The 26,198-nt window shown below is 38.2% G+C and carries 21 protein-coding genes; 7 read left to right on the top strand and 14 right to left on the bottom strand.

What is annotated here, in order from left to right; all coding sequences use genetic code 11:
- Positions 1-37: 37 nt before the first annotated feature.
- The 13 genes from lipA to leuS form a co-directional block, all read right to left on the bottom strand.
- Entirely contained in the window at positions 38-1,006 is a 969-nt protein-coding gene (lipA, locus tag B7C41_RS06715; protein WP_085298027.1) for a lipoyl synthase, read from the bottom strand.
- A complete protein-coding gene (lipB, locus tag B7C41_RS06710) occupies positions 996-1,655 on the bottom strand; it encodes a lipoyl(octanoyl) transferase LipB (protein ID WP_211279497.1) in 660 nt (219 codons plus the stop codon). The genes lipA and lipB overlap by 11 nt, the downstream gene beginning before the upstream one ends.
- Positions 1,656-1,731: 76 nt before the next feature.
- Entirely contained in the window at positions 1,732-1,995 is a 264-nt protein-coding gene (ybeD, locus tag B7C41_RS06705; RefSeq protein ID WP_085298025.1) for a DUF493 family protein YbeD, read from the bottom strand.
- A 351-nt stretch (positions 1,996-2,346) separates the two neighbouring features.
- The gene (locus B7C41_RS06700; protein WP_085298024.1) at positions 2,347-3,534 is read right to left on the bottom strand and encodes a serine hydrolase; all 1,188 of its coding nucleotides are present in this window, start codon (positions 3,532-3,534) and stop codon (positions 2,347-2,349) included.
- A gap of 206 nt (positions 3,535-3,740) precedes the next feature.
- On the bottom strand, positions 3,741-4,706 hold the full coding sequence (locus B7C41_RS06695; RefSeq protein ID WP_085298023.1) for a septal ring lytic transglycosylase RlpA family protein: 966 nt from the start codon (positions 4,704-4,706) through the stop codon (positions 3,741-3,743).
- 36 nt (positions 4,707-4,742) lie between these two features.
- Complete coding sequence (gene rodA / locus B7C41_RS06690; RefSeq protein WP_085298022.1) at positions 4,743-5,858, bottom strand: rod shape-determining protein RodA; 1,116 nt, start codon at positions 5,856-5,858, stop codon at positions 4,743-4,745.
- The gene (gene mrdA / locus B7C41_RS06685; RefSeq protein WP_085298021.1) at positions 5,858-7,882 is read right to left on the bottom strand and encodes a penicillin-binding protein 2; all 2,025 of its coding nucleotides are present in this window, start codon (positions 7,880-7,882) and stop codon (positions 5,858-5,860) included. Before mrdA ends, rodA begins: the two co-directional genes overlap by 1 nt.
- Before the next feature lie 3 nt (positions 7,883-7,885).
- Complete coding sequence (gene rlmH / locus B7C41_RS06680; RefSeq protein WP_085298020.1) at positions 7,886-8,356, bottom strand: 23S rRNA (pseudouridine(1915)-N(3))-methyltransferase RlmH; 471 nt, start codon at positions 8,354-8,356, stop codon at positions 7,886-7,888.
- A gap of 11 nt (positions 8,357-8,367) precedes the next feature.
- Positions 8,368-8,685, bottom strand: coding sequence for a ribosome silencing factor (gene rsfS / locus B7C41_RS06675; protein WP_085298019.1), 318 nt, complete (start codon positions 8,683-8,685; stop codon positions 8,368-8,370).
- A gap of 120 nt (positions 8,686-8,805) precedes the next feature.
- On the bottom strand, positions 8,806-9,465 hold the full coding sequence (gene nadD, locus B7C41_RS06670) for a nicotinate-nucleotide adenylyltransferase (RefSeq protein ID WP_085298018.1): 660 nt from the start codon (positions 9,463-9,465) through the stop codon (positions 8,806-8,808).
- A complete protein-coding gene (gene holA / locus B7C41_RS06665) occupies positions 9,452-10,495 on the bottom strand; it encodes a DNA polymerase III subunit delta (RefSeq protein ID WP_085298017.1) in 1,044 nt (347 codons plus the stop codon). The genes nadD and holA overlap by 14 nt, the downstream gene beginning before the upstream one ends.
- A gap of 34 nt (positions 10,496-10,529) precedes the next feature.
- Entirely contained in the window at positions 10,530-11,036 is a 507-nt protein-coding gene (locus B7C41_RS06660) for an LPS-assembly lipoprotein LptE (protein ID WP_143764318.1), read from the bottom strand.
- Positions 11,037-11,179: 143 nt separating this feature from the next.
- On the bottom strand, positions 11,180-13,774 hold the full coding sequence (leuS, locus tag B7C41_RS06655; RefSeq protein WP_085298016.1) for a leucine--tRNA ligase: 2,595 nt from the start codon (positions 13,772-13,774) through the stop codon (positions 11,180-11,182).
- 309 nt (positions 13,775-14,083) lie between these two features.
- Here leuS and B7C41_RS06650 point away from each other — a divergent pair, with 309 nt between their 5' ends.
- The 6 genes from B7C41_RS06650 to B7C41_RS06625 all read left to right on the top strand — a co-directional run bounded on the left by B7C41_RS06650 (position 14,084) and on the right by B7C41_RS06625 (position 23,862).
- On the top strand, positions 14,084-14,569 hold the full coding sequence (locus B7C41_RS06650) for a zinc ribbon-containing protein (protein WP_085298015.1): 486 nt from the start codon (positions 14,084-14,086) through the stop codon (positions 14,567-14,569).
- A gap of 232 nt (positions 14,570-14,801) precedes the next feature.
- The gene (locus tag B7C41_RS06645; RefSeq protein ID WP_085298014.1) at positions 14,802-17,198 is read left to right on the top strand and encodes an ATP-binding protein; all 2,397 of its coding nucleotides are present in this window, start codon (positions 14,802-14,804) and stop codon (positions 17,196-17,198) included.
- A 693-nt stretch (positions 17,199-17,891) separates the two neighbouring features.
- Positions 17,892-18,713 carry a DUF4097 family beta strand repeat-containing protein gene (locus B7C41_RS06640; RefSeq protein ID WP_085298013.1) on the top strand — a complete coding sequence of 274 codons (822 nt, stop codon included), beginning with the start codon at positions 17,892-17,894 and terminating at the stop codon, positions 18,711-18,713.
- Between the two features lie 405 nt (positions 18,714-19,118).
- Positions 19,119-20,912: a DEAD/DEAH box helicase gene (locus B7C41_RS06635; RefSeq protein WP_085298012.1), complete on the top strand. Its 1,794-nt coding sequence runs from the start codon at positions 19,119-19,121 to the stop codon at positions 20,910-20,912.
- Between the two features lie 622 nt (positions 20,913-21,534).
- Positions 21,535-22,578 carry a 4-hydroxyphenylpyruvate dioxygenase gene (gene hppD / locus B7C41_RS06630; protein ID WP_085298011.1) on the top strand — a complete coding sequence of 348 codons (1,044 nt, stop codon included), beginning with the start codon at positions 21,535-21,537 and terminating at the stop codon, positions 22,576-22,578.
- A 525-nt stretch (positions 22,579-23,103) separates the two neighbouring features.
- Positions 23,104-23,862, top strand: a complete 759-nt coding sequence (locus B7C41_RS06625; protein ID WP_085298010.1) for a hypothetical protein — start codon at positions 23,104-23,106, stop codon at positions 23,860-23,862.
- A gap of 347 nt (positions 23,863-24,209) precedes the next feature.
- Here B7C41_RS06625 and suhB read toward each other — a convergent pair whose 3' ends face one another.
- Entirely contained in the window at positions 24,210-25,013 is an 804-nt protein-coding gene (gene suhB / locus B7C41_RS06620) for an inositol-1-monophosphatase (RefSeq protein ID WP_085298009.1), read from the bottom strand.
- Between the two features lie 397 nt (positions 25,014-25,410).
- On the opposite strand from suhB, the gene trmJ reads away from it, so the two are divergent.
- Entirely contained in the window at positions 25,411-26,160 is a 750-nt protein-coding gene (trmJ, locus tag B7C41_RS06615; RefSeq protein WP_085298661.1) for a tRNA (cytosine(32)/uridine(32)-2'-O)-methyltransferase TrmJ, read from the top strand.
- Positions 26,161-26,198 lie beyond the last annotated feature (38 nt).

Raw genomic sequence — 26,198 nt, 5'->3', positions numbered from 1 at the left:
TTATATGTAAGTTTACTAGCGCTTTATTTATATTGAGCTATTTTACTTCTTCACCGGCGGCTTGTTTATCTGCATGGTAGCTTGAGCGTACCAATGGACCACATGCTGCATGATGAAAGCCCATTTTATCGGCTTCACGCTTAAACATGTCAAAATCATCTGGGTGAACGTAACGCTCAACAGGTAAGTGATGTTTACTTGGTTGTAAATACTGACCAATGGTTAACATAGTGACGCCGTGTGCACGTAAGTCACGCATCACCTGGATAATTTCTTCGTTAGTTTCACCTAAACCTACCATGATACCTGACTTAGTTGGTACAGTTGGGTTAGCTTCACCAAATTTCTTCAATAAATCTAAAGACCATTGATAGTTAGCACCTGGACGAGCTTTGGTATATAAGCGCGGTGCAGTCTCAAGGTTGTGGTTAAAAACACCAGGAGGGTTTTTATTTAAAATTTCTAAGGCGCGATCCATACGACCACGGAAATCTGGTACTAAAATTTCAACTTTAGTATGTGGAGAATGTTCAGCAATTTCAGTAATACAATCAGCAAACTGTTGTGCGCCGCCGTCACGAAGATCATCACGATCAACTGAGGTGATCACAACATATTTTAACTTCATGTCTTTAAGCGTTAAGGCTAATTTACGCGGCTCTGCTTTATCTGCTTCAAGTGGACGACCATGACCAACATCACAAAATGGGCAACGACGCGTACAAATGTCACCTAAGATCATAAACGTTGCGGTACCGTGGTTAAAACATTCCGATAAGTTCGGACATGATGCTTCTTCACAAACTGAATGCAAGTCATGCTTACGTAATGCCGCTTTGATGCCATCAATACGTTCAGAACTTTTTGGTAACTTAATACGCAACCAGTTAGGCTTTCTCAGCATAGTTTCCCGTTCAGATGTAACAACTTTAATAGGGATGTGCGCCATTTTTTCGGCGTCACGTAATTTAGTACCAGGAGTAATTCGTGATGATTTAGTGGTCATGTAATGTGTCCAATCCCGTTTGATAAGATAAATTTTCGGTTTGCAATAATTCACTTAGATGTTTAACCAGTGAATCACCTGCTTGCTCTACAGAGGATGGACCTTGTAGATCGATAGTTTGTACCATTTCTAAACCTTGGTAACCACACGGGTTAATGCGTAGGAATGGTGATAAATCCATATTAACGTTCAGTGCTAAGCCATGAAAAGAACAGCCTTTACGGATGCGTAAGCCTAACGATGCAACTTTCTTATTGTCAACATATACACCAGGTGCATCAGCCTTGGCTTTGGCAATGATGCCAAAATCGGCCATTGAAGCGATGATGCCATCTTCAACAAGTGTGACAAGTTCTCTTACGCCCATTTTTCTTCGGCGTAAATTAATCATAAAGTAAATAACTTGTTGGCCAGGGCCGTGATAAGTCACTTGCCCGCCACGATCAACTTTAACTACCGGAATATCGCCAGGCATTAATAAGTGCTCGTCTTTACCCGCTTGCCCTTGAGTAAACACCGGAGGGTGTTCCACCAACCAAAGTTCATCGGCAGTATTTTCATCTCGATTATCGGTGAAATTTTGCATGGCATGCCAAACATCGACATAATCACTGTTATTTAGCTGCCGAATAATCAATGTGTTTTTCAAAATATATCTCTATAAAATTTTGATGTAAGCAGTATATCCAAATTATAACTGGAATGCACCCCTGTAAAAAGTAGGGTTAAAGAACGTAACGTACCTGCTCAATAGCTGTAAGCGTTTTATATATTTTTTCAATATGCTCTTTACTTGTTACGGTAACGGCGATTGAAAGTGAATGGTAATTTCCTTTTGAACTTGGTTTTATTTTTGGTGCATAATCACCTGGTGTGTGCTTTTGCAATTCACCTATCACAAGGTCAGGAAGTTCGTCACAGGCAACGCCCATTACTTTAAAATTTAATACGGTTGGAAATTCTAGTAATTCATCAAACTTAGTTTTCATCTGTTTTCTCTTACGCTATACAACACAGGCATGCTACGGATTGCTTTAAAGGGTTAACTATTAAAGCCAATAATATAGGGACTGTATGTTTAAATTGGCGATATTTTAGCACTATTTCTAGTAAATGTGATCAGCCGTCGTTAATTTGCTTGGCAATATGAGCTATTAAATGAGGGAGATTTATCTAATATCAATGTTTACTTAAGGTTTTATTATACTTTTTTGATCAAATTGCCTAATAATAATAACCTTTGATAAAACAAAAAACTCAGCCTAGGCTGAGTTTTCTTTGATCTATAATCAGTAAAGTTTGTCACTACTAAAAATTAGATAATGTTTTTATAAACTTGTTTAATTTGCAAATTGTAATTTTACATAATCCATAAGTCGGCTAAACATACCGCCTTCTTGAACTTCACTTAAAGTCACTAATGGATATTGCGCAATATCTTCACCGTCTAACTGTAAAAAAAGCTTACCGACAACAGCGCCTTTTTGCAGAGGGGCAGTTAATTGTTCATTAAGCTCAAAGTTAGCTTTTAAGTTTTTGCGTTGCCCTCGAGGGATAGTAATCGGAGTATCGACCATAATGCCTAATTCTACTTCTTTGCGATCACCCATCCAAACACGGTTACTAACAAATTTTTCACCAGCTTTGTATGGTGTATAAGTTTCAAAAAAACGAAAACCATAGTTAAGCAGTTTTTTACTCTCTACCTTACGAGCTCGTTCACTGTTTGTACCCATCACAACACTGACTAAGCGCATATCGCCTTTGGTTGCGGATGTCACTAAACTATAGCCGGCCTGTGAAGTGTGACCAGTTTTTAATCCGTCAACCTTCATACTTTTATCCCATAACAAGCTATTGCGGTTATATTGCTTGATATTGTTATAAGTAAATGATTTTTGACTATAAATTTTATATTCATTTGGCACATCACGAATTAATGCCATCGCTAATGTTGCCATATCGCGGGCAGTAGTTTTGTGCTCCTGACTATCTAAGCCATGACTATTTTCAAAAAAACTACTGTGCATTCCAAGTTGCTCGGCATGAGCATTCATTAATTGCGCAAATGCATCTTCGCTACCGGCAATATGTTCAGCCATTGCAACACAGGCATCATTACCAGAAGCGACAATAATCCCCTGATTTAATAAATCGACCGATACTTCAGTACCAACTTCGATAAACATTTTTGAAGAGTCAGGAAAATTTTTTGCCCAAGCTTTTTCACTAATTTTAACAGCATCGTCGTTGCTAATATTCCCACTATCAAGCTCTTTACCTATGATGTAGCTTGTCATCATTTTGGTTAAGCTAGCCGGCGCAAGTAATATATCCGCATTACTTTCAGCAATCACTTTACCTGTATTATAATCAATTAAAATATGACCTTTAGCGTTTACTTCGGGTGCAGATGGGATGATACTTTGAGCATGAGAAAGCGTACAAATACTTAATAAAATTGAGCCTAAAATAGTAAGTAACTTTGTTGGTTTTCTTGTGGCTCGGTTAAGCTGAATTTGAGGCATAATTGTCCTGAAGCGCTGTGGTTTGATGAAAATTACAAAAAGTGATATATAACTTTGTGCAGTATAACATTTTTCATTTTGAATTCTATTGGGCTAAGGCACCAATTTGTTACTTTTGATGAATTTATCTTGTCACCAAAAATTCTAGTCAATTAACTCAATCGATGGTGAAAGCTTAGCTATTGTGCTGAAAAGGTTCAAAGGAACTAATTCAATTGCCGAATAAAGGCATTCTGATAGCCATCACTTTTAATTGATTGCAATAGTGTTGTTAAAATATCATGCTGCTTTATCGGACCAACTAAAACCCGAAAGATTCCATTTCTTTGTTCCAATTGAGTATTTTTTTGATGTGATTTTGCTAAAGAATCTGCCACTTTATTGGCTTTAATCTGACTTTTACTGGCAAAAACTTGAATATATTTTGCACTCAGTTTTATGTTTTTTGATTTTTCCGGCGTGGCCACACCACTGGGAGTTGCTGAAATCATGGCGATAGTTTTCTGTTGTTTATTCCCTGCTGTATTTACCGTTTGTGCTAATGGGCCTCCGTGAATGGGTATTGTGCTTACAGAACGAGGAATTATAGCTTCAACTGGTTTTAATTTTTCACTTTTTTGAGTCGTGGAAATATTAGCTGAAAAGTCGGTGATGGCAGTAATGGTAACGCTAGTGGTACCTGTTTTTAGCATATCTAATTTATACGCAGCACTGTAAGACAAGTCAATAATGCGATCTTGATGAAAGGGGCCCCGATCATTTACCCTGACAATAACACTACGGCCATTATTATTGTTGACCACTTTAAGGTAGGTGGGTAAGGGCAAATTTTTATGAGCAGCACTCATGGCGTACATATCATAAATCTCGCCATTAGCCGTTAAGTGACCATGAAATTTTCTGCCATACCATGATGCTTCACCGGTTGCTGTAAAGCCCTGCGCTGACTTTAATACTCGATAATGTTTACCACGAACTTCGTAATGCTTATTGCCACCACGACTGTGAGCCTCTGCTCGAGGCGTAGCATCGTAAAGTTCACTACTATTGGGTAGTCTACTTGGCGTACTGTCGTGCTTTTGTTGGTATCTGCCATAATTACTGCTACAAGCAGAAATAAAGCAAAGGAATGAAAGCACGAAGAAGCTGTTTGTTATTTTTAGTGTTGCCATATGTAAGTATTTATATTCATTTTAGAGCTTAAAAACTTAGGCATGAAAACGCCTATGAGTACTTATAGCCATTAGCATGCCAAACCCGGCCATTAATGTCACCATTGATGTGCCGCCATAACTAACTAAAGGCAAAGGCACCCCGACAACAGGCAATAACCCGGATACCATGCCGATATTAACAAAGACGTAAACAAAAAATGTTAGTGTTAAACTGCCTGCGAGTAGCTTGGTAAAAGCATGCTGGGCATTTACTGCTATCCATAAACCACGCATAACAATAGCGAGATAAACCGTTAATAATACCCCTACACCGACTAAGCCAAATTCTTCACTAAATACGGCAAAGATGAAATCAGTATGGCGCTCAGGTAAAAACTCTAACTGTGATTGCGTACCTTGAAGCCAGCCTTTACCTTGTAGACCGCCTGAGCCGATAGCTATTTTAGATTGAATGATATGATAGCCAGAGCCAAGAGGATCTTTTTCTGGGTCTAGAAAGGTCAATACTCGCTGTTTTTGATAAGGTTTCATCAAAAACATCCATAATATTGGTGCAAACGCTGACGCTAAGCCTCCGCAAATGCCAATTAATTTCCAGCTCGCGCCCGCAAGGAATATAACAAATATACCGGAGCTAGCGATAAGTAGTGATGTGCCTAAATCCGGCTGTTTTGCAATCAGAAGTGTCGGTATTAACACCAAAATAAAGGCAATAATAATTCTAGATATCTTGGTAGGTAAATCATATTGACTTACGTACCAAGCGATCATGATAGGCACGACAAGCTTCATAATTTCCGAGGGCTGAAATTTCGTAAAACCTAAGTCTAACCAGCGTTGAGCGCCTTTGCCGACATGGCCGAACAATAAAACTGCTGTTAATAGTAATAAGCCAAGAATAAAAACAGGTACCGCCCATTTTCGATAAGACAATGGCGGGATTTGTGCTACAGCAAACATCACGAAAAGTGCAACGCTTATGCGCTTTATATGGCGAATTAATATTGCGTTTTCTTGCCCTCCGGCACTGTATACTACGAATAGACCAAGCGTCATCAATGCTAAAATACCACTTAATAGCGGCAGATCAATATGTAATCGTTGCCATAGCGTTCGGTACTTTTGTTGGTCTTGTCCGGTACTACGCACTATTGGGCTCCTACATCTTTATTATGGCTTTGTTTTATATTTTGTTGATAGATATTATCGTGCATTGGGTGCTGGCTCTTATCTTTACTGATAATTTCTCTATCGCCAAAATACTGGTCCATTATCTGACGAGCAACAGGACCTGCATTAGCACCACCACCACCGTCTAGAACATTTTCTACGGCAACAGCCACCACAATTTCTGGGCTCTCATAAGGAGCAAATGCAACAAACATAGCATTATTGCGTTGTTTTTCTTTTGTTGCTTTTGCATCATACTTCGCATCTTGTTTCTTTGTTATAAGTTGCGCTGTACCCGTTTTACCAGCAGCATCATATCGGCTACCTTTGAAAGCACTTACTTTCTTTTGAGCTGTGTTATGCATTGCATCAAGGACCAAATTCCAGTTTTTGCTATCCTTTAAAATAATAGGCGGTTTATCTTCATATTCGATCATCTCAGTGATCATTTTGACTGTCATATTATCCAGACTTGTGGTGTTAGCTTTATCGCTTGAACTTGTTTCATTTACGTTGTCACTAGTTACTAACATACTGGTGGCTTGTAAAAAATGAGGGATCTTTATTTGCCCTTTATTTGCTAATATTGAAATTGCTTGTGCCAGTTGTAGTGGTGTTACCGTCCAGTAACCTTGACCAATCCCGACAGAAATAGTGTCACCTTTATACCAAGGCTGGTTATAGCGGCGACGCTTGGCTTCAACACTCGGTAGAATGCCGCGATTATCTTCTCTAATATCAACACCAGTTAAATCCCCAAAACCAAATTTTTCCATCATATTGGTAATTCTATCAATGTCTAATTTGTTGGCTAAATTATAAAAATACACATTACAGGAATGTTCAATTGCTTTATTTAAGTCAACCCAGCCGTGACCTTGTGCCCACCAGTCACGATATTTTCGTTTCAGGCCTTTTAGTTGAAACCAGCCGGGATCATAAAACTTTGTCGATTGAGTGATCACACCTTCCTCTAAGCCAGTTAACGCTAATAATGGTTTTACTGTTGATGCGGGAGGATAACCTTGCACACTGCGATTGACTAAAGGGCGATTGTTTTTTGGGTCAAGTAATTTTTGGTAATTTTTATTACTGATACCATGAACAAATAAATTACCGTCGTAGCTCGGGTTTGAGTACATTGCTAGTATTTCACCGCTGCGCGGATCCATAGCAACGACCGCTCCACGCTTACCTGAAAGTGCACGCTTGGCTATCATTTGTAATTCAATATCAATACTTAAAGTGAGGTTTTGGCCTGAAACTGGCGGAGTATAATCAAGCGTTCTCACCACTCGACCTTGGTTATTTATTTCAACTTCTTGATGGCCAATTGTGCCATGAAGTAAGTCTTCATAATATTTTTCTAAACCGAGTTTGCCTATATTACGCGTGGCAGCATAATCTTCTGCTAAGTTTTGCTCTGTTAAGCGAATAGAGTCTTTACGGTTAATACGACCAACATAGCCTAATGAATGGGTGGTCAAATCGGCAAAAGGGTAATAGCGCTTTAAACGCGCATCGATAAAAAATCCGGGAAACTTATGCTGATTGACGGAGAATAACGAGACTTGCTGCTCACTTAAACGCGAGTAAAGTTCAATAGGTTTAAAGCGGCGTTTACTTTTAATAGCTTTAAGTAACTTATCTTGCTTTTCCTGACTAATATCTAGCAGTAAGCTGACTTCTTTTAAACTTGCACTAATGTTATCTACTTGCTCTGGGATCACTTCTAGGCTGTGTACTGGCTTGTTGTCCGCGAGTAATACGCCATTACGATCATAAATTAAGCCTCTGTTAGGCGCAACAGGTAGCAGTTTAATACGATTAGAGTTCGAACGAGTTTGATACTTTTGATATGAATTAACTTCAAGGTCATAAATATTTGCGAATAATATAATGGAAAGTATCAATACGCCGATAAAAGTAATAAAAGTACGGCGGGCAAATAAATTGGCTTCAGCGCTATGATTTCTTATGGCAACACGTTTTTTAGGTGCCATAGTTTACTCGCGATGATAAGGGTGATTTGTATTAACTGACCATGCACGATAAAGGCTTTCAGCAACGACAATACGCACCATAGGGTGTGGCAATGTTAAAGGTGATAAAGACCATTTTTGTTCTGAAGCTTTAATACAAGCGGGGGCTAGTCCTTCAGGACCACCAACTAACAGCGCAACATCTCGGCTATCTACATGCCAACGGTCTAGTTGTTTAGCAAGTTCTGGTGTCGTCCAAGGTTTGCCTTCTACTTCTAAAGTAACAATACGATTGCCTTTAGGAATAGCTGCTAACATTTGCTCGCCTTCCTTTTCTAGAATACGAGCAATATCTGCGTTTTTACCGCGTTTACCAGGTGTTATTTCAACTAAATGGAAACTCATATCACGCGGAAAACGACGACAGTATTCATTAAAACCTTGGCTAACCCAAACAGGCATTTTATTGCCAACAGCATATAAGGTAATGCGCATTGTCTTTTAGATTATTCCCAAAGCTGTTCTAACTGGTAAGTATCACGAGTTTCATCTGTCATAACATGAACAACCATGTCGCCTAAATCTACTAAAGCCCACTCACCAATGTCAGCACCTTCAACACCTAAGGCTTCCACACCGGCATTACGACAGTCAATAATTAACGATTTAGCGATGGAAATAACATGACGCTTTGAATTGCCTGAACAAATCAGCATAGAATCAGTAAATCCTGACTTTTTAGATACGTCTAAAGTGACGATGTCACGGCCTTTCATATCTTCGATTTTTTCAGTAACAAAAGTAATTAGATCTGAGCTTTGCAAGTGTTGTATCTCTATTAAAAACAATAATCGGCGATAATAACATTAATTTGGTTGTCAGTTAACCATGTAATGCAGACAGAAGAGGATTTTTTAATTAATGGCGTGTTTTAAAATGAAGAATTAGCGATAAAGCTGTTGCTGCTCAATATATTCATGCACATCCTGACTAACAAACGGTGAATAATCTTCACCTGTTTTTATTTTGGCGCGAATGTCAGTTGATGAAATATCAGCAGCGGTGCAATCATGGAGAATTATTTTACCGACAGGGTGTTTTTCTAATTCCGTAATATTATCAACAATATGAGCATGTAGCTGTGGGCTTATGTTTTTTTCTAATTGTTGATGCGAATAGCCAGGTCTAATATTTACCACTAAATGACATAGCGCTAGAATTTGCTGCCATCGTTCCCAGCAGGTAAAAGAGAGTAATGAATCCATGCCCATAATAAAGTGTAAGCGTTTGTTTGGTTGTTCAGCTTTTAACTCTATTAAGGTATCCACGGTAAATGAATGGCTATCTCGTTGTAATTCTCGAGTATCAATATGAAATAGCGGATGATTATTGCAGGCTAACTCTGTCATCGTTACCCGTTGCTTGGCGCTCGCATGTGGCGTACTTTTATGCGGCGGAATATGAGCAGGTATTAACGCAACTTGTTTCGCGCCAAGCCAGTGTGCAGTTTCTTCGGCAGGTAAAATGTGACCAAGATGGATAGGATCAAAAGTGCCACCCATTAATAATAAAATGTCAGCTTTGGCGGAATTAGTTGTACTCATAATCTAAGCTAAATTTTTCGCTAAATTGGCCATGATACAAACTGATCAGTACGTCACTAAGTAGAATGAACGGATTAAAGTCACTACTGGTTTTACTGAGTAAATCCACTTGCGCTAGTCGCCCTAGAGCTTGTTCAGCATTAGCTAAACTAATATGGGTTAGGGCATGCTGATATAAAGGCTTTTTCTTATCCCAAACACGGTGTTGTTTAAAAATATCCACTAGGCTATCACCTTGTTCTAGCTGCGCTAGCATAGCATATAGTTGATTAATTTCTTTATGAACAAACCAAACGAGTTGGCCAAAAGCGCTGCCATCGTGCTGAAGTTGATCTAACATAGCAATACATTTTTTTAAGTCACCAATCAGTAAAGTGTCAATCAATTGGAAAGAATTAAACTTTGCCTGCTTAATAACGAGTTTTTCAGCTTCTTCAACGCCAATAGCTTGGTGACCGAATAAAATGGAAAGCTTTTGTAATTCTTGCGATAACGCTGGCAAGTTGCCTTCAAATAGCTCAGCCATTAAATCAATGACTTCAGGTTGTAAAGTCAGTTGTAATTGTCGAGCTTGATTTGATAGCCATTGCTTAAGCTGCTTGCCTTCAATGTCATACAAAGGCAGAAAACACCCCGCAGCTTCTAACGCTTTAAACCATTTACGTTTTTGTGTTGCCGCGTCAAGTTTCGGGCCATAGAATATTAATTGAATATCTTGGTGCAACATGGTGAGTAATTGAGTGACGGCTTTTGCGCCAGCATCACCTATTTTACCGTTAACAAATTCGACTTCGATGATACGTAGTGAAGAAAATAAACTCATCGATTGGTATTCTTGAAATAGCTCATCCCAATTGAACTTATCATCAATACTAAAGCGAATTATCTCATCAAAACCTTGCTGCTTTACTGAGTTTTTAATGGTGTTCAGTGCATCGCTCTTTTGCCAAGGCTCATCACCAAAAACCAACCAAATAGGCTTAAAACCTTGTTTAAGCGTATTGTCGAGTTGGTTATGGTATATGCGCATATTAGCTACTTTTTAAGTAAGTTGTTGTGGCTACTTATAGCTGAATACTAGCCATATCACGTAAGATTTTATTTGCTGCTTCTTGACGCATTTCACGTAACATTAATGATAATTCACGACTTTTTGCTAAGGCAATATCAGGGTCATCTTGATAATCACGGTTTAGCTCAAAGTTGAAATCTTGTATCTCTTTACCAGGGATCAGTACTTGATAACGTACTGTGTAAATAAGCTCGTATTCGGCAACTTGACCATTCGGGAAAACTGACAGCGTCCTTCTGTCTAGGTTGTCTTGCAAGATACGCATTTGAGGAATAGGTTTAGCACTTCTTTTTACTAAATTAACATCATTAATCGTTAAATGCTGTTTAACTAACCGGGTTAATTCACCAAACTTATCGACTGAACTAAACTCAATCGTTTGCAATTCAGGTGCTAATAAATAATTACCACGCAATTGGAAACCACAACCACTTAGCAATATTGATAATAGGCTAAATGAGATAACGATACCGACTTGGCGAATTATTGATTGAGTCATAAATTGTTCACTTATTGATATAGGTAAAAATAACTAGTTAAAAACTAAAAATTTAATAAGTACCTAATGCCTAAACTAACATTAGATACTGCTAAATTTCAGCGCAATGACTATATCAGTTATTGCGCTGCGATTTCATAAACTTAATTTGCAACAATGTTTAACAGCTTGCCAGGAACGTAAATTACTTTACGTACCGTTTTGCCATCAATGAACTTACTAACATTCTCATCAGCAAAGCCCATTGCTTCAACGGCTTCTTTAGTCGCATCTGCTGAAACGGTCATTTTTGCACGTAGCTTACCGTTAACTTGCACGATGATTAATTTTTCATCTTCAACAAGGGCGCTGTTATCAACCGTTGGCCACATAGTGTTCTCAACAGGGTTGCCGTCGCCGATCATATTCCATAAATGGTGACTTAAATGTGGCACGATTGGCGTTAGCATTAATACCACTGAACGAATGGCTTCATGCATAACAACACGATCTTCAACACTATCAGTGCTTGCTTTACTCAAATGGTTCATGAGTTCCATAATTGCAGCAATGGCCGTGTTAAAGGTATTACGACGACCAATATCATCACTGACTTTAGCAATAGTTTTATGCAGTTCACGACGTAAAGTTTTTTGTGCCGAAGTAAGCGTTAACCCATCAATACTTGGTGCAGTTTTTGATACTTCACCTAATTGAGTAAAGTCATAAGCTAACTTCCATACGCGTTTTAAGAAGCGATGTGCACCTTCAACACCTGAATCAGACCATTCTAGCGTTTGCTCTGGTGGTGAAGTAAACATAATAAATAGACGGACAGTATCTGCGCCGTATAAATCGATAACTTCTTGTGGGTCGATACCGTTATTTTTTGATTTAGACATTTTGCTCATACCAGCAGAAATAACTGGTTGGCCGTCTAATTTACTAATCGCTGAAGTTACCTGACCTTTTTCATCACGTTCTACTTCTACGTCTGTTGGAGCAATCCAATCTTGTGCGCCGTTATCTGCTTCACGGTAGTAAGTATCAGCTAACACCATACCTTGACATAGCAAGCTCTTGAAAGGTTCGCTCGACTCTACTAAGCCAACGTCACGTAATAATTTATGGAAAAAACGTGCGTAAAGTAAATGTAAAATAGCATGCTCAATACCACCAATGTATTGATCAACCGGTAGCCAATAATTAGCCTTAGCAGGATCTAACATTTGTGTGTCATCGCTAGGAGAACAATAACGAGCGTAATACCATGACGACTCCATAAAGGTATCGAAAGTATCAGTTTCGCGGAATGCTTCTTCACCATTGAAAGTTGTTTTAGCCCATTCTGGATTACTTTTGATTGGCGAGTTAACGCCGTCCATGACTACGTCTTCTGGTAATTCAACCGGTAATTGATCAGCAGGTACTGGCACAGACTCACCGTTAGCTAAATTCAACATTGGAATTGGCGTACCCCAATAACGCTGACGAGAGACACCCCAGTCACGTAAACGGTAGTTTACTTTTACCTTACCTTTTTTCTCACTAACCAATTTCTCTGAAATGGCTTTAAAAGCTTCATCAAAACTTAAACCGTCAAATTCACCAGAATTAATTAAGCTGTTTTTTTCTGTGATTGCCGCAGTAGCAATATCATCATTTTCATTGCCAGCAATAACTTGCTTGATTTCTAAACCATATTTAGTGGCAAATTCATAATCGCGTTGGTCATGACCTGGCACAGACATTACAGCGCCTGAGCCGTAATCCATTAATACAAAGTTTGCTGCCCATACCGGTACAATTTCACCACTAATTGGGTGAATAGCTTTTAAACCTGTATCAACGCCTTTTTTCTCCATGGTTGCCATGTCGGCTTCAGTCGACTTGCTATTAGCTTTGCATTCTTCAATAAATGCCGCCAATTCTGCATTGTTCTCAGCAGCATTAAGCGCTAATGGATGCTCTGCAGCTAAAGCGACATAAGTAACACCCATTAAGGTGTCTGGTCGAGTGGTATAAATATCGAAGCTTTCACTTGAATCAGCCACTTGGAAAGTCATCTCTACACCTTCAGAGCGACCAATCCAGTTACGTTGCATAGTCTTAACTTGTTCAGGCCAATCGGTTAACTGGTCTAAATCATTAATTAATTCTTCAGCATAGTCAGTGATTTTAATAAACCACTGTGGAATTTCTTTACGCTCAACCATAGCGCCTGAACGCCAGCCACGACCATCAATAACTTGTTCATTAGCTAATACGGTTTGATCAACCGGATCCCAGTTTACCGTAGCATTCTTTTTGTACACTAAACCTTTATCAAAAAGCTGAGTGAAGAACCATTGCTCCCAGCGGTAATAATCTTTTTTACACGTCGCTAATTCACGGCTCCAATCGTAACCAAAACCTAACGATTTCAATTGATTTCGCATGTAATCAATATTTTCGTATGTCCATTTTGCTGGTGCTGAGTTGTTTTTAATCGCAGCGTTTTCTGCAGGCAAACCAAACGCATCCCAACCCATAGGTTGCATGACGTTTTTACCTTGCATACGTTGGTAACGAGAAATCACATCACCCAGGCTGTAGTTACGCACATGGCCCATGTGCAAACGACCGCTTGGGTATGGAAACATTGCCAAACAATAAAATTTTTCTTTTCCTGGCAACTCTTCTGCCTTAAAAGTATCGTTATCGGTCCAGAATTTTTGAACTTCGGCTTCAATTGATTGGGGGTTGTAAATGGATTCCATTAAGATTTCTCAAACACGCTAAAAATAAGATATTCAATCTGCTGCCATCACTGAATTTATGTAAACAAAATGCTTAGTAATGAGTAAGACTGAAGTGATAAAAATAATCTCGATAGGATACCTTATCTCAAGCGTTAGCGACAAGTTAAAGCGAAATAAAGCCGATGTTTTTTCATTAAAACGAAATAAATCCAATGTAACGCGCTAAATAGTTGTTAAAAGCAAGGTTACAAATTGACATGTCTCCTATAATAAAGTTAGAGAGAGCTGTATTGTCGGTTAACTAATTTACGACATAAGGGAAGTACTATGGGTCAGAAACAATCGCACATTCAATTGGTTTATCAAAAACTACAAATTTGGCTTGAAGATACTAGCCAGCATGAAATAGTTTCAATAATTGAGTTAATAGCACAAGCCAAATCAATACTTATTGCCGCAGAACAAATTCCAGAACAACAAGTTAAGCAGTTTATGGATAACGTAAAATATGATCTTAACGAGTTTTATCTGCAGTCTCAATCTGATATTAAGCATTCGATTTATTTAGATTTGCTGAATGAGAGTGTTTGGACAAGCTTAGCAAAAATTACTGATCAATCGCAGGTTGAATGGACTGAGCTAGTTGATGATTTTCAGCATGAGGGCAGGTACCATGCAGGGGACTCAGTGGGCTTTGGGCAATTGATTTGCCAAAAATGCCAATATAGCATTGCTTATACCCATGCCAATGTTATTGCTGATTGTATCGAGTGTGGCGGTAAAGACTTTCAACGTATTAGCCTAACGCCTTAATTCTTATTTAGTTGTTGTTCAGTTATAGTTCAGTTAATGTTTGGTTATTAGTGGCTTATTGAACTTTTTTGTTATTGTTTTTGCTCAAAAGCTATATCTCACGGTACACTGTATTTCACTCAGTATCATTACCCGTATTCATCGCATTAATATAATAATAGCTAGGTAAGAAATACAATTAAGTGAACCGTTACTTCATTTTTATTAAAACCGCATTCCCGAGAGATTTTCTATGACAAAAGTGTCTACAAGTGTACGACTAAAACCATGCCAATTAACCGCAAACCTGACGGTAGAACAATTTGCAAGTGATACACCGACATCAGAAATAGAACAAATTTTTATTGGTCACGAAAGGGCGAAAGAAGCGCTGACTTTTGGGCTATCAATGGACGCGCCTGGTTTTAATGTCTATGCCATGGGAGAACATGGAACTGGCCGACAAACATTGATTAAACAGATGCTTGCGGCAACAGCAAGTAAAGAGCCGACACCACCAGAATGGTGTTACATAAATAATTTTGACGATAGTAATTCACCACATAAGCTTTACGTTAGTCCTGGTGATGGTAAGCAATTACTAACGCGTATAAACACCTTTATCGATGAATTGATGGACTTATTTCCTGAAATTTTTGATAACCCAGGTTACCAAAGACAAAAAGCGGCAATTGACCGTGAGTTTAATGAAAAATACGACGAAGCTATTGCTGAAGTTGAAGAAACTGCATTAAAAAATGAAGTGGTGCTTTATGAAGAAAATGGTGAGATTGGTTTTTCACCGTTAGTTGATGGCAAACCGCTAAACGATAAAGAATTTGCTAACTTAAAAGAGTCAAACCGCGCCGAATTTTACGTCAAGTTGGCCAAGCTAGAAGACTTTCTGTCAGAAAAATTAATTGAGTTACCGCAATGGAAGCGTATTTCATCAGACAAATTTCGTAAGCTTAAATACGAAACCGCAGAAAATAGCATTCGTCCATTTTTGAAAGAACTTGAGCATGAATTCACCAGTAATATTGGCGTGCTAAAATACCTTTCTAAAGTAAAAGACCATGTTGTAGACGCGGTGTTGGAAATTCTGGTTGATGAAAGTGCAGAAACTAGCAACGATAAAGACATGCGTAAATTGATGGTTGAACGCTTTTTACCAAACTTATTAGTACCGCGTACTGCTGATGAAGGGGCCCCTGTCGTTTATGAGCAAAATCCAACCTTTCAAAACTTATTTGGTCATGTTGATTTTTCTAGCTTTCAAGGCAGTAGCTACACTAGTTATTGCTTGATTAGACCAGGAGCATTGCATAAAGCTAATGGCGGTTATTTATTACTTGAGGCTGATAAATTACTAACTCAACCTTTGGTTTGGGCGCGATTAAAACTGGCGTTAAAGTCACAACAAATTACCATAGAAAATCCATACTCTGAATACGCTCAGCCGGGGGCTTTTAGTTTACAACCTGAAAAAATCCCTTTTAAAGTGAAAGTAATTTTATTGGGTGATCCTGAAATTTATTACACCTTGCAAGATTATGATCAAGAATTTACTGAGCTATTTAGAGTGCTTGCCGACTTTGATCGTCATTTAAGTAAAAATCACAATAACTTAAATGATTACGCAAACCTGATTCGTCAACGTGCATATCGCAATAATTATCCAGAAGTTACCGATGAAGCCGTGTTAGAGCTAGTAAAGTATGCGTTAAGGCGTGCTGAACATCAGGAAAAAATTTCTGCCAATATAGTGCAAGTAAATGACTTGTTAGACGAGGCATTCTATCTATGGAAGCTGTCTGGTGCTAGTAATGGTTTATGCGGTAAACATGTTGCTATGGCATTAGCCGCGAAGCAACGCCGTACCGGAAGAATGAGTGAGGCTTGGTTAGAAGAAATTAAAGAACGACAGCTTCTGATTGATACTGACGGTGACAAGGTTGGTAATATAAATGGTTTAACCGTACTCGAAATTGGTGATAGTGTTTTTGGTACGCCTGCTCGTATCACTGCTACCGTATATGCAGGTAGCGAAGGTGTTACCGATATTGAACGTGAAGTGGATTTAGGCAAGTCAATTCACTCAAAAGGTGTGTTAATTTTAACGGGGTATTTAGGCCATAAATACGGTCAAAATTTTCCGGTAACCATATCTGCCAATATCGCAATTGAACAATCATACGGGCATATTGACGGTGACAGTGCCTCCATGGCTGAGCTGTGTGCACTAATTTCAGCTATTGCCAACTTGCCTATTGCTCAAGGTATTGCGATTACGGGTTCAATGAATCAGCATGGTGAGGTGCAGTCTATTGGTGGAGCCAATGAAAAAATTGAAGGTTTTTATCGCTTATGTAAAGATAAAGGCTTAACCGGAAAGCAAGGGGTAATTATCCCTAAGACTAATGAAATTAATCTTATGCTGGCACCTGAAGTTATTGAAGCGGTGAAGAATGATATGTTTTCTATTTATGCCGTAGAGAATATTGATCAAGCAATAGAAGTTTTGATGGGGCTGCCAGCGGGAGAAATGAGCCGAATGGGACGTTACCCGAAAAAATCAGTTCATGGTTTGGTATTAAATAAACTATCTGCTTTTTCTGAGCTGATTAATGGTGTTGAAGAAGAACCATAAAATGTTTTAATCATTTATAATACACCTTTCAAAAAATAAACACGGCAAAGGCCGTGTTTATTAGTTTTAGCGTAAGCTAAATTGGTCTGCATAAGTTGGACTTACTGTGGGCTGCTCAAACTCAACTGGAAAGCACTCATCATGTGGTGTCTGTAGCCTGAACAGGTTGCGATACCGGATATAAGTATTCGCTTATCAAGCGATTCTAAAATCGCTCAAAATAGCATTGTTCCAACATGCACAGCAGGCACTTATCGAAGTAATAATATTCTTTAACTGTTGTTGGTTAGCTTTTTGAAGTTCAATGTCACCCGCATAACACATTCTACTAAATCAACAATCATATAGCTTTTGCTTCTCGTAATTTGAGTCAGAAGGTATTGCAACATTGAAAGCCAATGATAGATCTGCTGTTAAGTGTTCTTGGTGTTGTTACGCGGTTTATTGCATTTAGCACTATGTAAAGTTAACAATATAGCTAGAAGATTATTTTACTTGAATTTTTATTAGGGAGTGACTGGTATTAAAATGAATAAACTGCCAATTAGTTGTGCTTTTAGCCAAAAATTGAACTTTTAAGCTTTGTTATAAAAGAGGTTTTATTTAAGCTGTTGATAATTAGGTTTTTAATTGTTGGCGTGCTTTTTGTTTAATGTAATTAAAATAATTGTGTTTCTAAAAGGAAATAAACCAATGAAATTAGCTTCATCGTTACTTTTTATCGCCACTACAACGTTATTGAGCGGATGTATTGTTGTCGCCAATCCATCACACGCTAATCACCATAGTCAGCAAGAGTTGATTATTGATGCAGCAACCTTAACTAAGTTTGATGTTGAAGCCGGCGCTGGCTCATTAGTTATTTCAGGTTCAGATAATGCCACTGATATTACTGTGGTTGCTGATATTTATACCGATAAACGTAATACTGGCAATTACCAACTTGAATTGACTGACTCTGGTAAAACCGCTTTCTTAGTATCAAAAATTAAAAGTAGTAGTGGCTTTTGGCAAGGTGACTCGCCACATATTGACCTTAAAGTGACTGTACCAAGTCATATGATGTTAATGCTTGAAGACGGTTCAGGTGCGGCTAGTGTTAGTAATATACATGGCGCTGTTGATGTTAAAGATGGCTCAGGTGAACTAACGATTAAGGGCATCAAAAGTGATGTAACAATCAATGATGGCTCTGGTGGCCTATATGTCAGCCAAGTTATCGGTAACGTAACTATTGTCGATGGCTCTGGCGAAATCGAACTAAGTGAAATTGACGGTAATGTCGATATTGATGATGGTTCAGGCAGTATTTATGCAAAAGAAATCTCAGGCAGTGCTATGTTTGAAGATGGCTCTGGCGATTTAACAGTTAGAAAAGTTGATGGCGTGATCACCATTGATGATGGCTCAGGTGATATTGATGTTGAACAAGCTGGTGGCTTAAAAATCTTGGACAGTGGCTCTGGTGGCCTACGAGTGAAAAAAGTTAAAGGTGGCTTTGAAATCGACAGCTAAGCTTAATTTATTTGCTATCAACTATGCTATTTTTTGACTTTTTTGCGGAAGAATAATGTGTTGATTGATTTTTGTTCTATTTGGTTTTGACATTCAAAACAGCCATATTCGATAGAATATGGCTGTTTTTGTTGCTAAATTGAAGCGAAATGGTTTTATTACTTGTATAAAGAAGCTATATCTGTATAATGCGCGCCTCTGAGAACGTGATGTGAATTTATTCACTAGAAACGTTAATCACAGAATTTTTAATGAGTGGGGTATATCCGCCCAATAGACTTGCCCAGTTAACTTTTCAACGTTAACGTAATGAATGTGCCTTAAGTCTTCCTGGTGGTTTCCTCGTATATGTACGTAGGAATTTTGGCATCTTGCCGGTTTCTACCATGAGAAGACAAAAATTATATGACTGATCTTAACAATGCCTCTGTAGGCTTTGACGCCCTTGGTTTGCCTGAAAACTTAGTATCTGCTGTAAAAGCACTAGGTTTTGAATCATCTACTGCAATTCAAGCGCAAACAATTCCTCCTTTATTAGCAGGTAAAGATGTACTTGGTGAAGCACAAACCGGTACTGGTAAAACTGCAGCATTTGGTTTGCCTGCACTAGCAAAAATTGATGTTACTTTACGTAAACCACAATTGATGGTGTTAGCGCCAACACGTGAATTAGCGATTCAAGTTGCCGAAGCAATTGAAACCTTTGCTAAAGATATGAAAGGACTTCGTGTAGCTACTTTATACGGTGGTCAATCTTACCAACCACAATTTCAACAGCTAGAACGTGGTGCACAGGTTGTTGTTGGCACACCTGGTCGTTTAATGGATCACTTACGTCGTAAGAGCCTTAAATTAGCTAATTTATCATTTTGTGTGCTTGATGAAGCTGATGAAATGTTAAACATGGGCTTTTTAGAAGACATTGAGTGGATCCTTGAGCATTTACCAAAAGAAACTCAAATGGCTTTGTTCTCTGCAACAATGCCAGCGCAAATTCGCAAAGTAGCGAATCGCTTTTTGAAATCACCTGAGCATATTAAAATAGCGGCAGTGAAAAAAGCTAAAGCCAATATCACTCAATATGCATGGAAAGTTAGCGGCATTAATAAAATGACTGCATTAGAGCGTATTGCTGAAACAGTTGACTACGATGCGATGATAATTTTCGTACGAACTCGTAATGATACTATTGAAGTAGCTGAAAAATTAGAACGTGCAGGCTATGCTGCTGTTGCTTTAAACGGTGACATGAACCAAGCACAGCGTGAACGTACAGTTGATCAACTTAAGTCAGGCACGTCATCTATTCTTGTGGCAACTGATGTTGTTGCCCGTGGTCTTGATATTCCACGTATTTCATTAGTTATTAACTATGATTTACCAGGTGATAACGAAGCTTATGTTCACCGTATTGGCCGTACTGGTCGTGCTGGTAGAAGTGGTACAGCGATATCATTTGTTCGTCCACGTGAAATGTACTCTTTACGTCATTATGAACGTTTAACTTCTGGTACGGTTGCAATGTATGACCTACCAAACATTGAAGAAATCGGTAAAGCGCGTATAGAACGTACTCGTACTGAGTTATCTACAGTTATTGCTGATAAAGAATTAACAGCAATGCGTGAAATCATTGAAACAATGGCTGCAGAATCAGAGCTTTCAATGACTGACTTAGCTGCCGCTTTGCTTTATCAAAAGCAATTGAAGCAACCATTACAACCGAAAGAAGACCCGAAACCTCGTCGTGATTCTCGTGAAAGAAATGACCGTGACGGAAGAGGTCGTAATGATAGTCGTGGTGGTCGTAATGACCGTGACGGCAGAGGTCGTAACGATTCTCGTGGTGGTCGTAATGAAAACCGTGCTGAACGTGCTCCGCGTAAAGCAAAAGTTGGCCGTTCAGATGTTGATTGGCAGACTTACCGCCTTGAAGTAGGTAAAGAACATGGTGCTCGCCCTGGCGACATCGTAGGCGCAATCGCTAATGAAATTTCATTAGACAGTAGCTACATTGGTGCAATCAATTTGCATGAGAAGCATAGTTTCGTGCAGTTACCTAAAGGTATGCCTGAGAAGTCTTTTACACAATTAAAGCGTGTTCAAGTTCGTCGTCAAGCGTTAGCAATTACAGTATCTGATACGCAACCTGCTGCTGAACGTCCAAGCCGTCCACGTAAAGAACAACGTACTAACTAATTCTTACGTAATTAGATTCTGAAAACGCCAACTCTGAATAAGAGTTGGCGTTTTTTTTCATCTAAAAAAATTAGTTACCTCCCAGCGTGTACGCTTGTTAAGAAAAACTCTTTGTTTTGTATTATTTAACCTGAACTTTGTATTATTTAACCTGAACTTTGGATGATGAGTGCTTGATGTTTAAGTGAAATCAATGACTTATATGATGCTATAAAATTTGTTGCAATGTTAAAATAACTATATGCACCATCAATGTTTCATTTTATTCTATTATCAAGGCAAAATGTTTATGAATAGCTGGCTATTTATCAACATTTTGACGCAGAGAATCGGAGAAAAGGGAGTGTTGAGCAAGTGCTGCTTATCCAGAGTTCAGGTTATTTAGTTAATTGATAGTTTGAAGGTTATTTGAACGATTTTTTAACGCTGAAATCAACTGTAAATAAATTGTTACATCTGTGAGCTAAGCTAGCTATAGGCTTGATCCGAGTCGCTTAAATTTCATCTGATTAATACGTAAAAATAGTTTTACGCAAGATAAAATGTTGGATTCTCTATTCACTTCCTCTGCACCTCATTCACGGTAATAATCGCTTTATTGCTAGCGTGAGAGAATTTAACTATGACAGAAGTAACAAACCCACTTAATTTACGTGGTATCGAATTTATTGAATATGCATCACCAGATTCAGATTTTATGGAAAATGCGTTTTATGGTTTCGGTTTTTCAAAAACAAAAAAATTCAAAGGTCGTGATATTGATTACTTTAATCAAAACGATATCCATTTCTTCTTAAACAACGAACAAGCAGGTTTTTCTCGTGAATTTGCAAAAAATCACGGTCCGGCTATTTGTTCAATGGGCTGGCGTGTAGAAGATGCGGAATTTGCTTTTGAGCAAGCTGTAGCTCGTGGTGCGAAGTCAGCACAAGATGCAGACAATAAATTACCATACCCAGCTATATTTGGTATTGGTGACAGCTTAATTTACTTTATTGAAAAGTTCGGCACTAAAGGTTCTATTTATCAAGATGACTGTGAAGATCTTGCTGAGCCAGTAATAGTAAAAGACAAAGGCTTTTTAGCCGTTGATCACCTTACTAACAATGTTTACCAAGGCACAATGGAGCATTGGGCTAACTTCTATAAAGACGTATTTGGCTTTACTGATGTACGCTACTTCGACATTAAGGGTGAGAAAACAGCCTTGATTTCATATGCGTTACAGTCTCCATGTGGCAAATTCTGTATACCAATCAATGAAGGTAAAGGTAGTAAGAACAACCAAATTGATGAGTATTTAGATGAATATAATGGTCCTGGTGTTCAGCATTTAGCTTTTATTAGCGATGATTTACTAGGTTCTTTAGATCAGCTTGATAAAAACATTATCGATACACTGAATATTGTGCCTGAATACTATGATGATGTATTTGACCGTATCCCATGGGTTAAAGAAGATCCACAACGTATACGTGACCATCAAGTACTAGTAGATAGCCAAAAAGAAAATTCTTACTTATTACAAATTTTCACTAAAAATATCTTTGGCCCTATCTTTATCGAAATGATTCAGCGTGTTGATGACCAAGGCTTTGGTGAAGGTAATTTTACTGCATTATTCAAATCAATTGAATTAAACCAAATGGAGCGTGGTGTACTTTAACCGCCAATTCATTTGATGAAGAACCCCTGATTTACCAAGCCAGCATCTGCTGGCTTTTTTATGTTTATGTTTTTAGGTCATAGCTCGATAGCCTCAAGTAAGAGTAATATTTCGATGAATTATCCCTGTGATTGTCTCATTGTGATATTTTTCAAAATCTTAGGTACTTCTCAACGTCATTGTGAAGGCGTGTTGATAGGTCTTCATTGGCAATGAGCAGCTACTAGGGAATCGCTTGGCTGCAACTAAGTCTCTTGTTAGTAACTTAGTTTCAGCCATTTTTGAATTGTTAACAGTCACTTTGTGCGCATTGGAGACACTAGTGCTAAATAATTTGGCATATATTTTCTAATGAATCCGTAAATAACGACAAGAGTTAATAGACTTAAGGGGATTTATGAAAAATAAGAAAGGAATGTATCTTTGATTTAATGATAAATGACGTTTATGTTACTGATGATTAACTATACAATTGTTTTAAAATAATTACATAACAACAAAATTAATTAAGATGCGGTGGATAAAATGGAATTAATAGACTGGATTGCAATTTTGGGTGCTCTTGCTTGGACTCCTCACCTTTTTTCAATTATAAAAAAAGCATTAATGATACCGGAAATCAGGGTTATTACAGAGGAGTTTGGCTCAGTAGGGTTTACAACTTATGGATCTATCTTTAATTTACGTTTAGCTTTTTCAATAAAGAACAGTGATATTGTTATTTCAGATTTGAAAATTAGACTAAAACATGAAAGTGGAGAAGAGAGAATATTTGAATGGCAAAATATGCGCCAACAAATATCAACTATAACCACACTTGATGGTGGAGTTATGCCCACTGAAAAAAATCATTCTGTATTGGCTATAAAGCTTAATCAAAATGATATAATTGAAAGGTCTATAGAGTGCCGAGAAATATCTTATATTAATGGAATAAATAAATATGAGATAAATGCAATCAAAAAGAAAGCTTACCTTCAGGAACAAAATGAATATGTCGAGGCTGATTTTTTAAGATGCCAAGAAATGACTGATTTATTTAACTATATGAAGCATTCTTTTTCATGGAAAGCTGGTGCATACAAAGCGATTATAGAAATAAAGTCTCCTGAAAAATTTAGTCTTGTCGATAATCAGTATGAGTTTTCACTAAATCCGATTGATATTGAGTTTCTTGATAAAAATAAAGAACAAATAGCTATGAGCTTTGAAACCGTGAAAGAAGATAAATCAAATCTAGTAAGTTGGGTATGGCGAAACCCAAGATTAGTAAAGTCTAATTAATTTTCTTAGTTAATTGATACAGAATCTAATCCGAAATGTCATCTCGGCGTTAACGGCTGATGTCTCCTTTGTGGTATTAGTTAGCATTTCAAAATGACTTGCCACGGGCCGCTATAAGCTTGTTGCCGCCTGTTGATATAGCACAATCCTATTGTTAACAATTGTCAGTTCCGTCTGAGCTAGTGCATTTCTAATATCAACCCTTGATGACTCCTACCATTACCTCTCTCTCTCTCTGTAAAACCGTCGTTTAAAGTAAGGCTAAAATTAAGATAAACTCTTATATTACAGACATAAAAAAAGCGCCTAAAGGCGCTTTTAAATAGTAATGCGTAATCAGCAGTTAATTACTTGCTAAGTGCTTCACCTAAATGAGGGCGAATATCTTTCAATATTTCTTTTGCTAAGCGTGGGCTACTTGCCACAATGTTACCTGAATTGCTGTGGTTATGACCGCCAACGAAATCTGTAACTAAACCACCAGCTTCGATAACCATTAGTTCGCCTGCAGCAGTATCCCAAGGCTTTAAGCCAATCTCAAAGTAACCGTCAACACGACCAGCTGCTACGTATGCTAAATCAAGTGCAGCAGAGCCAGCACGACGCATATCTGAAGTTTTGCCGAATAAAGTTTTAAACATATCTAAGTAAGCATTTGTATGTTGCTTATGTTTAAAAGGGAATCCTGTTGCTAAAATTGCACCTTTAAGCTCTTTAGACGCTTTAACGCGAATACGGAAACCGTTAAGTTGTGCACCTTTACCACGGCTCGCCGTGAATAACTCACCACGAATTGGATCATAAATAACAGATTGGTCTAATTTACCTTTAACTTTTAAGGCAATTGAAACGGCAAAATGAGGAATACCTTTAATAAAGTTACTCGTACCGTCAAGTGGATCAATAATCCATTGGTAGTCGCTGTCTTTACCTTCGATTAAACCACATTCTTCACCAATGATGGTGTGATTTGGGTAAGATTTTTGTATCGTTTCCACGATAGCTTGTTCAGCACTTATATCAACATTAGTAACGAAGTCGTTAGTACCCTTAGATTCAATCTCAATCTTATCTACTTGTTCAAAAGCGCGCAGAATTACTTTGCCCGCAGCACGCGCAGAGCGCACGGCAATATTTAGCATCGGATGCATTATCGACTACCCTATATGTTGTAAAATGTCATAAACAGCTATGTAAAAGAACGAAGTTAACTTCAGTATAATAAGCCTGAAATTAAGCGCGCAGAGTATAGCAAAATAAATAAGCTATTGCGATACCGTTATTAACATAAGTTAAATTCTTTTCTCAATGGTGAATAAGTTATAGCGCAATGGGCAAAACTTTCCTTATTTTCTTACTACTTATAAGTAAATGGACTAATCCATATTGATAAGCACTAGAAAACAAATATAAAAGGCGTGATTTTTTCGCAGTACAAGGATAATGTTCTGTGTTAACATTATCGACAATTTTAGCCATCTAGATAGGCAGCAATAGTATGTGAATTGTTGTCTTCAAAATAAGTAAGTGTAGATAATGTCAGATTCTTTGTTAAGTAAAGTACGTATCGTTCTCGTTAATACCTCAGATTGTCGTAATATCGGCTCTGCCGCTAGAGCGATGAAAACAATGGGCTTAAGTGAACTTATTCTTGTTGATCCTATTGAAATGCCAAATGGTCAAGCACAAGCATTAGCAGCTGGTGCAACTGATGTATTAAAAAATGCCAAAGTTGTTAGCACGCTTGAAGAAGCAATTAGCGATTGTGGTTTAGTGGTTGGCACTAGCGCACGTTCACGCACTTTACCTTGGCCTATGCTTGAACCTCGTGGCTGTGGCGAGAAAATGATTGCAGAAGCACAAGAGTATCCGGTTGCTTTGGTATTTGGCCGCGAAAGTAGTGGTTTAACTAATGATGAATTACAGCTTTGTCATTTTCACGTACAAATTCCGGCTAATCCAGAATATAGCTCGTTGAACTTGGCGATGGCAGTACAAACGCTAAGCTATGAAATTCGCACTAGCTTTTTACTGCATGAACAAAAAGCGTTTACTTTAAGCGATGATGAAGAATACCCTGTAGTTGATGAAACAGAACGTTTTTATCAACACTTTGAAAATGCATTAAAAGCGACAGGCTTCATTGTACCGAGTCACCCTGGATTAGTATTAACAAAGTTACGCCGATTATTTAACCGTGCGCGACCTGATGTAAAAGAATTGAAAATGATGCGTGGTATTTTAGCGTCTGTAGAGCGCGCTGCTAAAGCATCGAAAACTGATAACAAAACTGACTGATTTTAGTCGCCGGTAACCTACTAATAAGTAAACAGCGG

It is taken from the genome of Cognaticolwellia mytili (assembly GCF_002104475.1).
In the GTDB taxonomy this organism is placed as follows: domain Bacteria; phylum Pseudomonadota; class Gammaproteobacteria; order Enterobacterales; family Alteromonadaceae; genus Cognaticolwellia; species Cognaticolwellia mytili.
The sequence above is the reverse complement of the archived record's forward strand: the minus strand, read 5'-3'. Positions and strand labels throughout refer to the sequence as shown.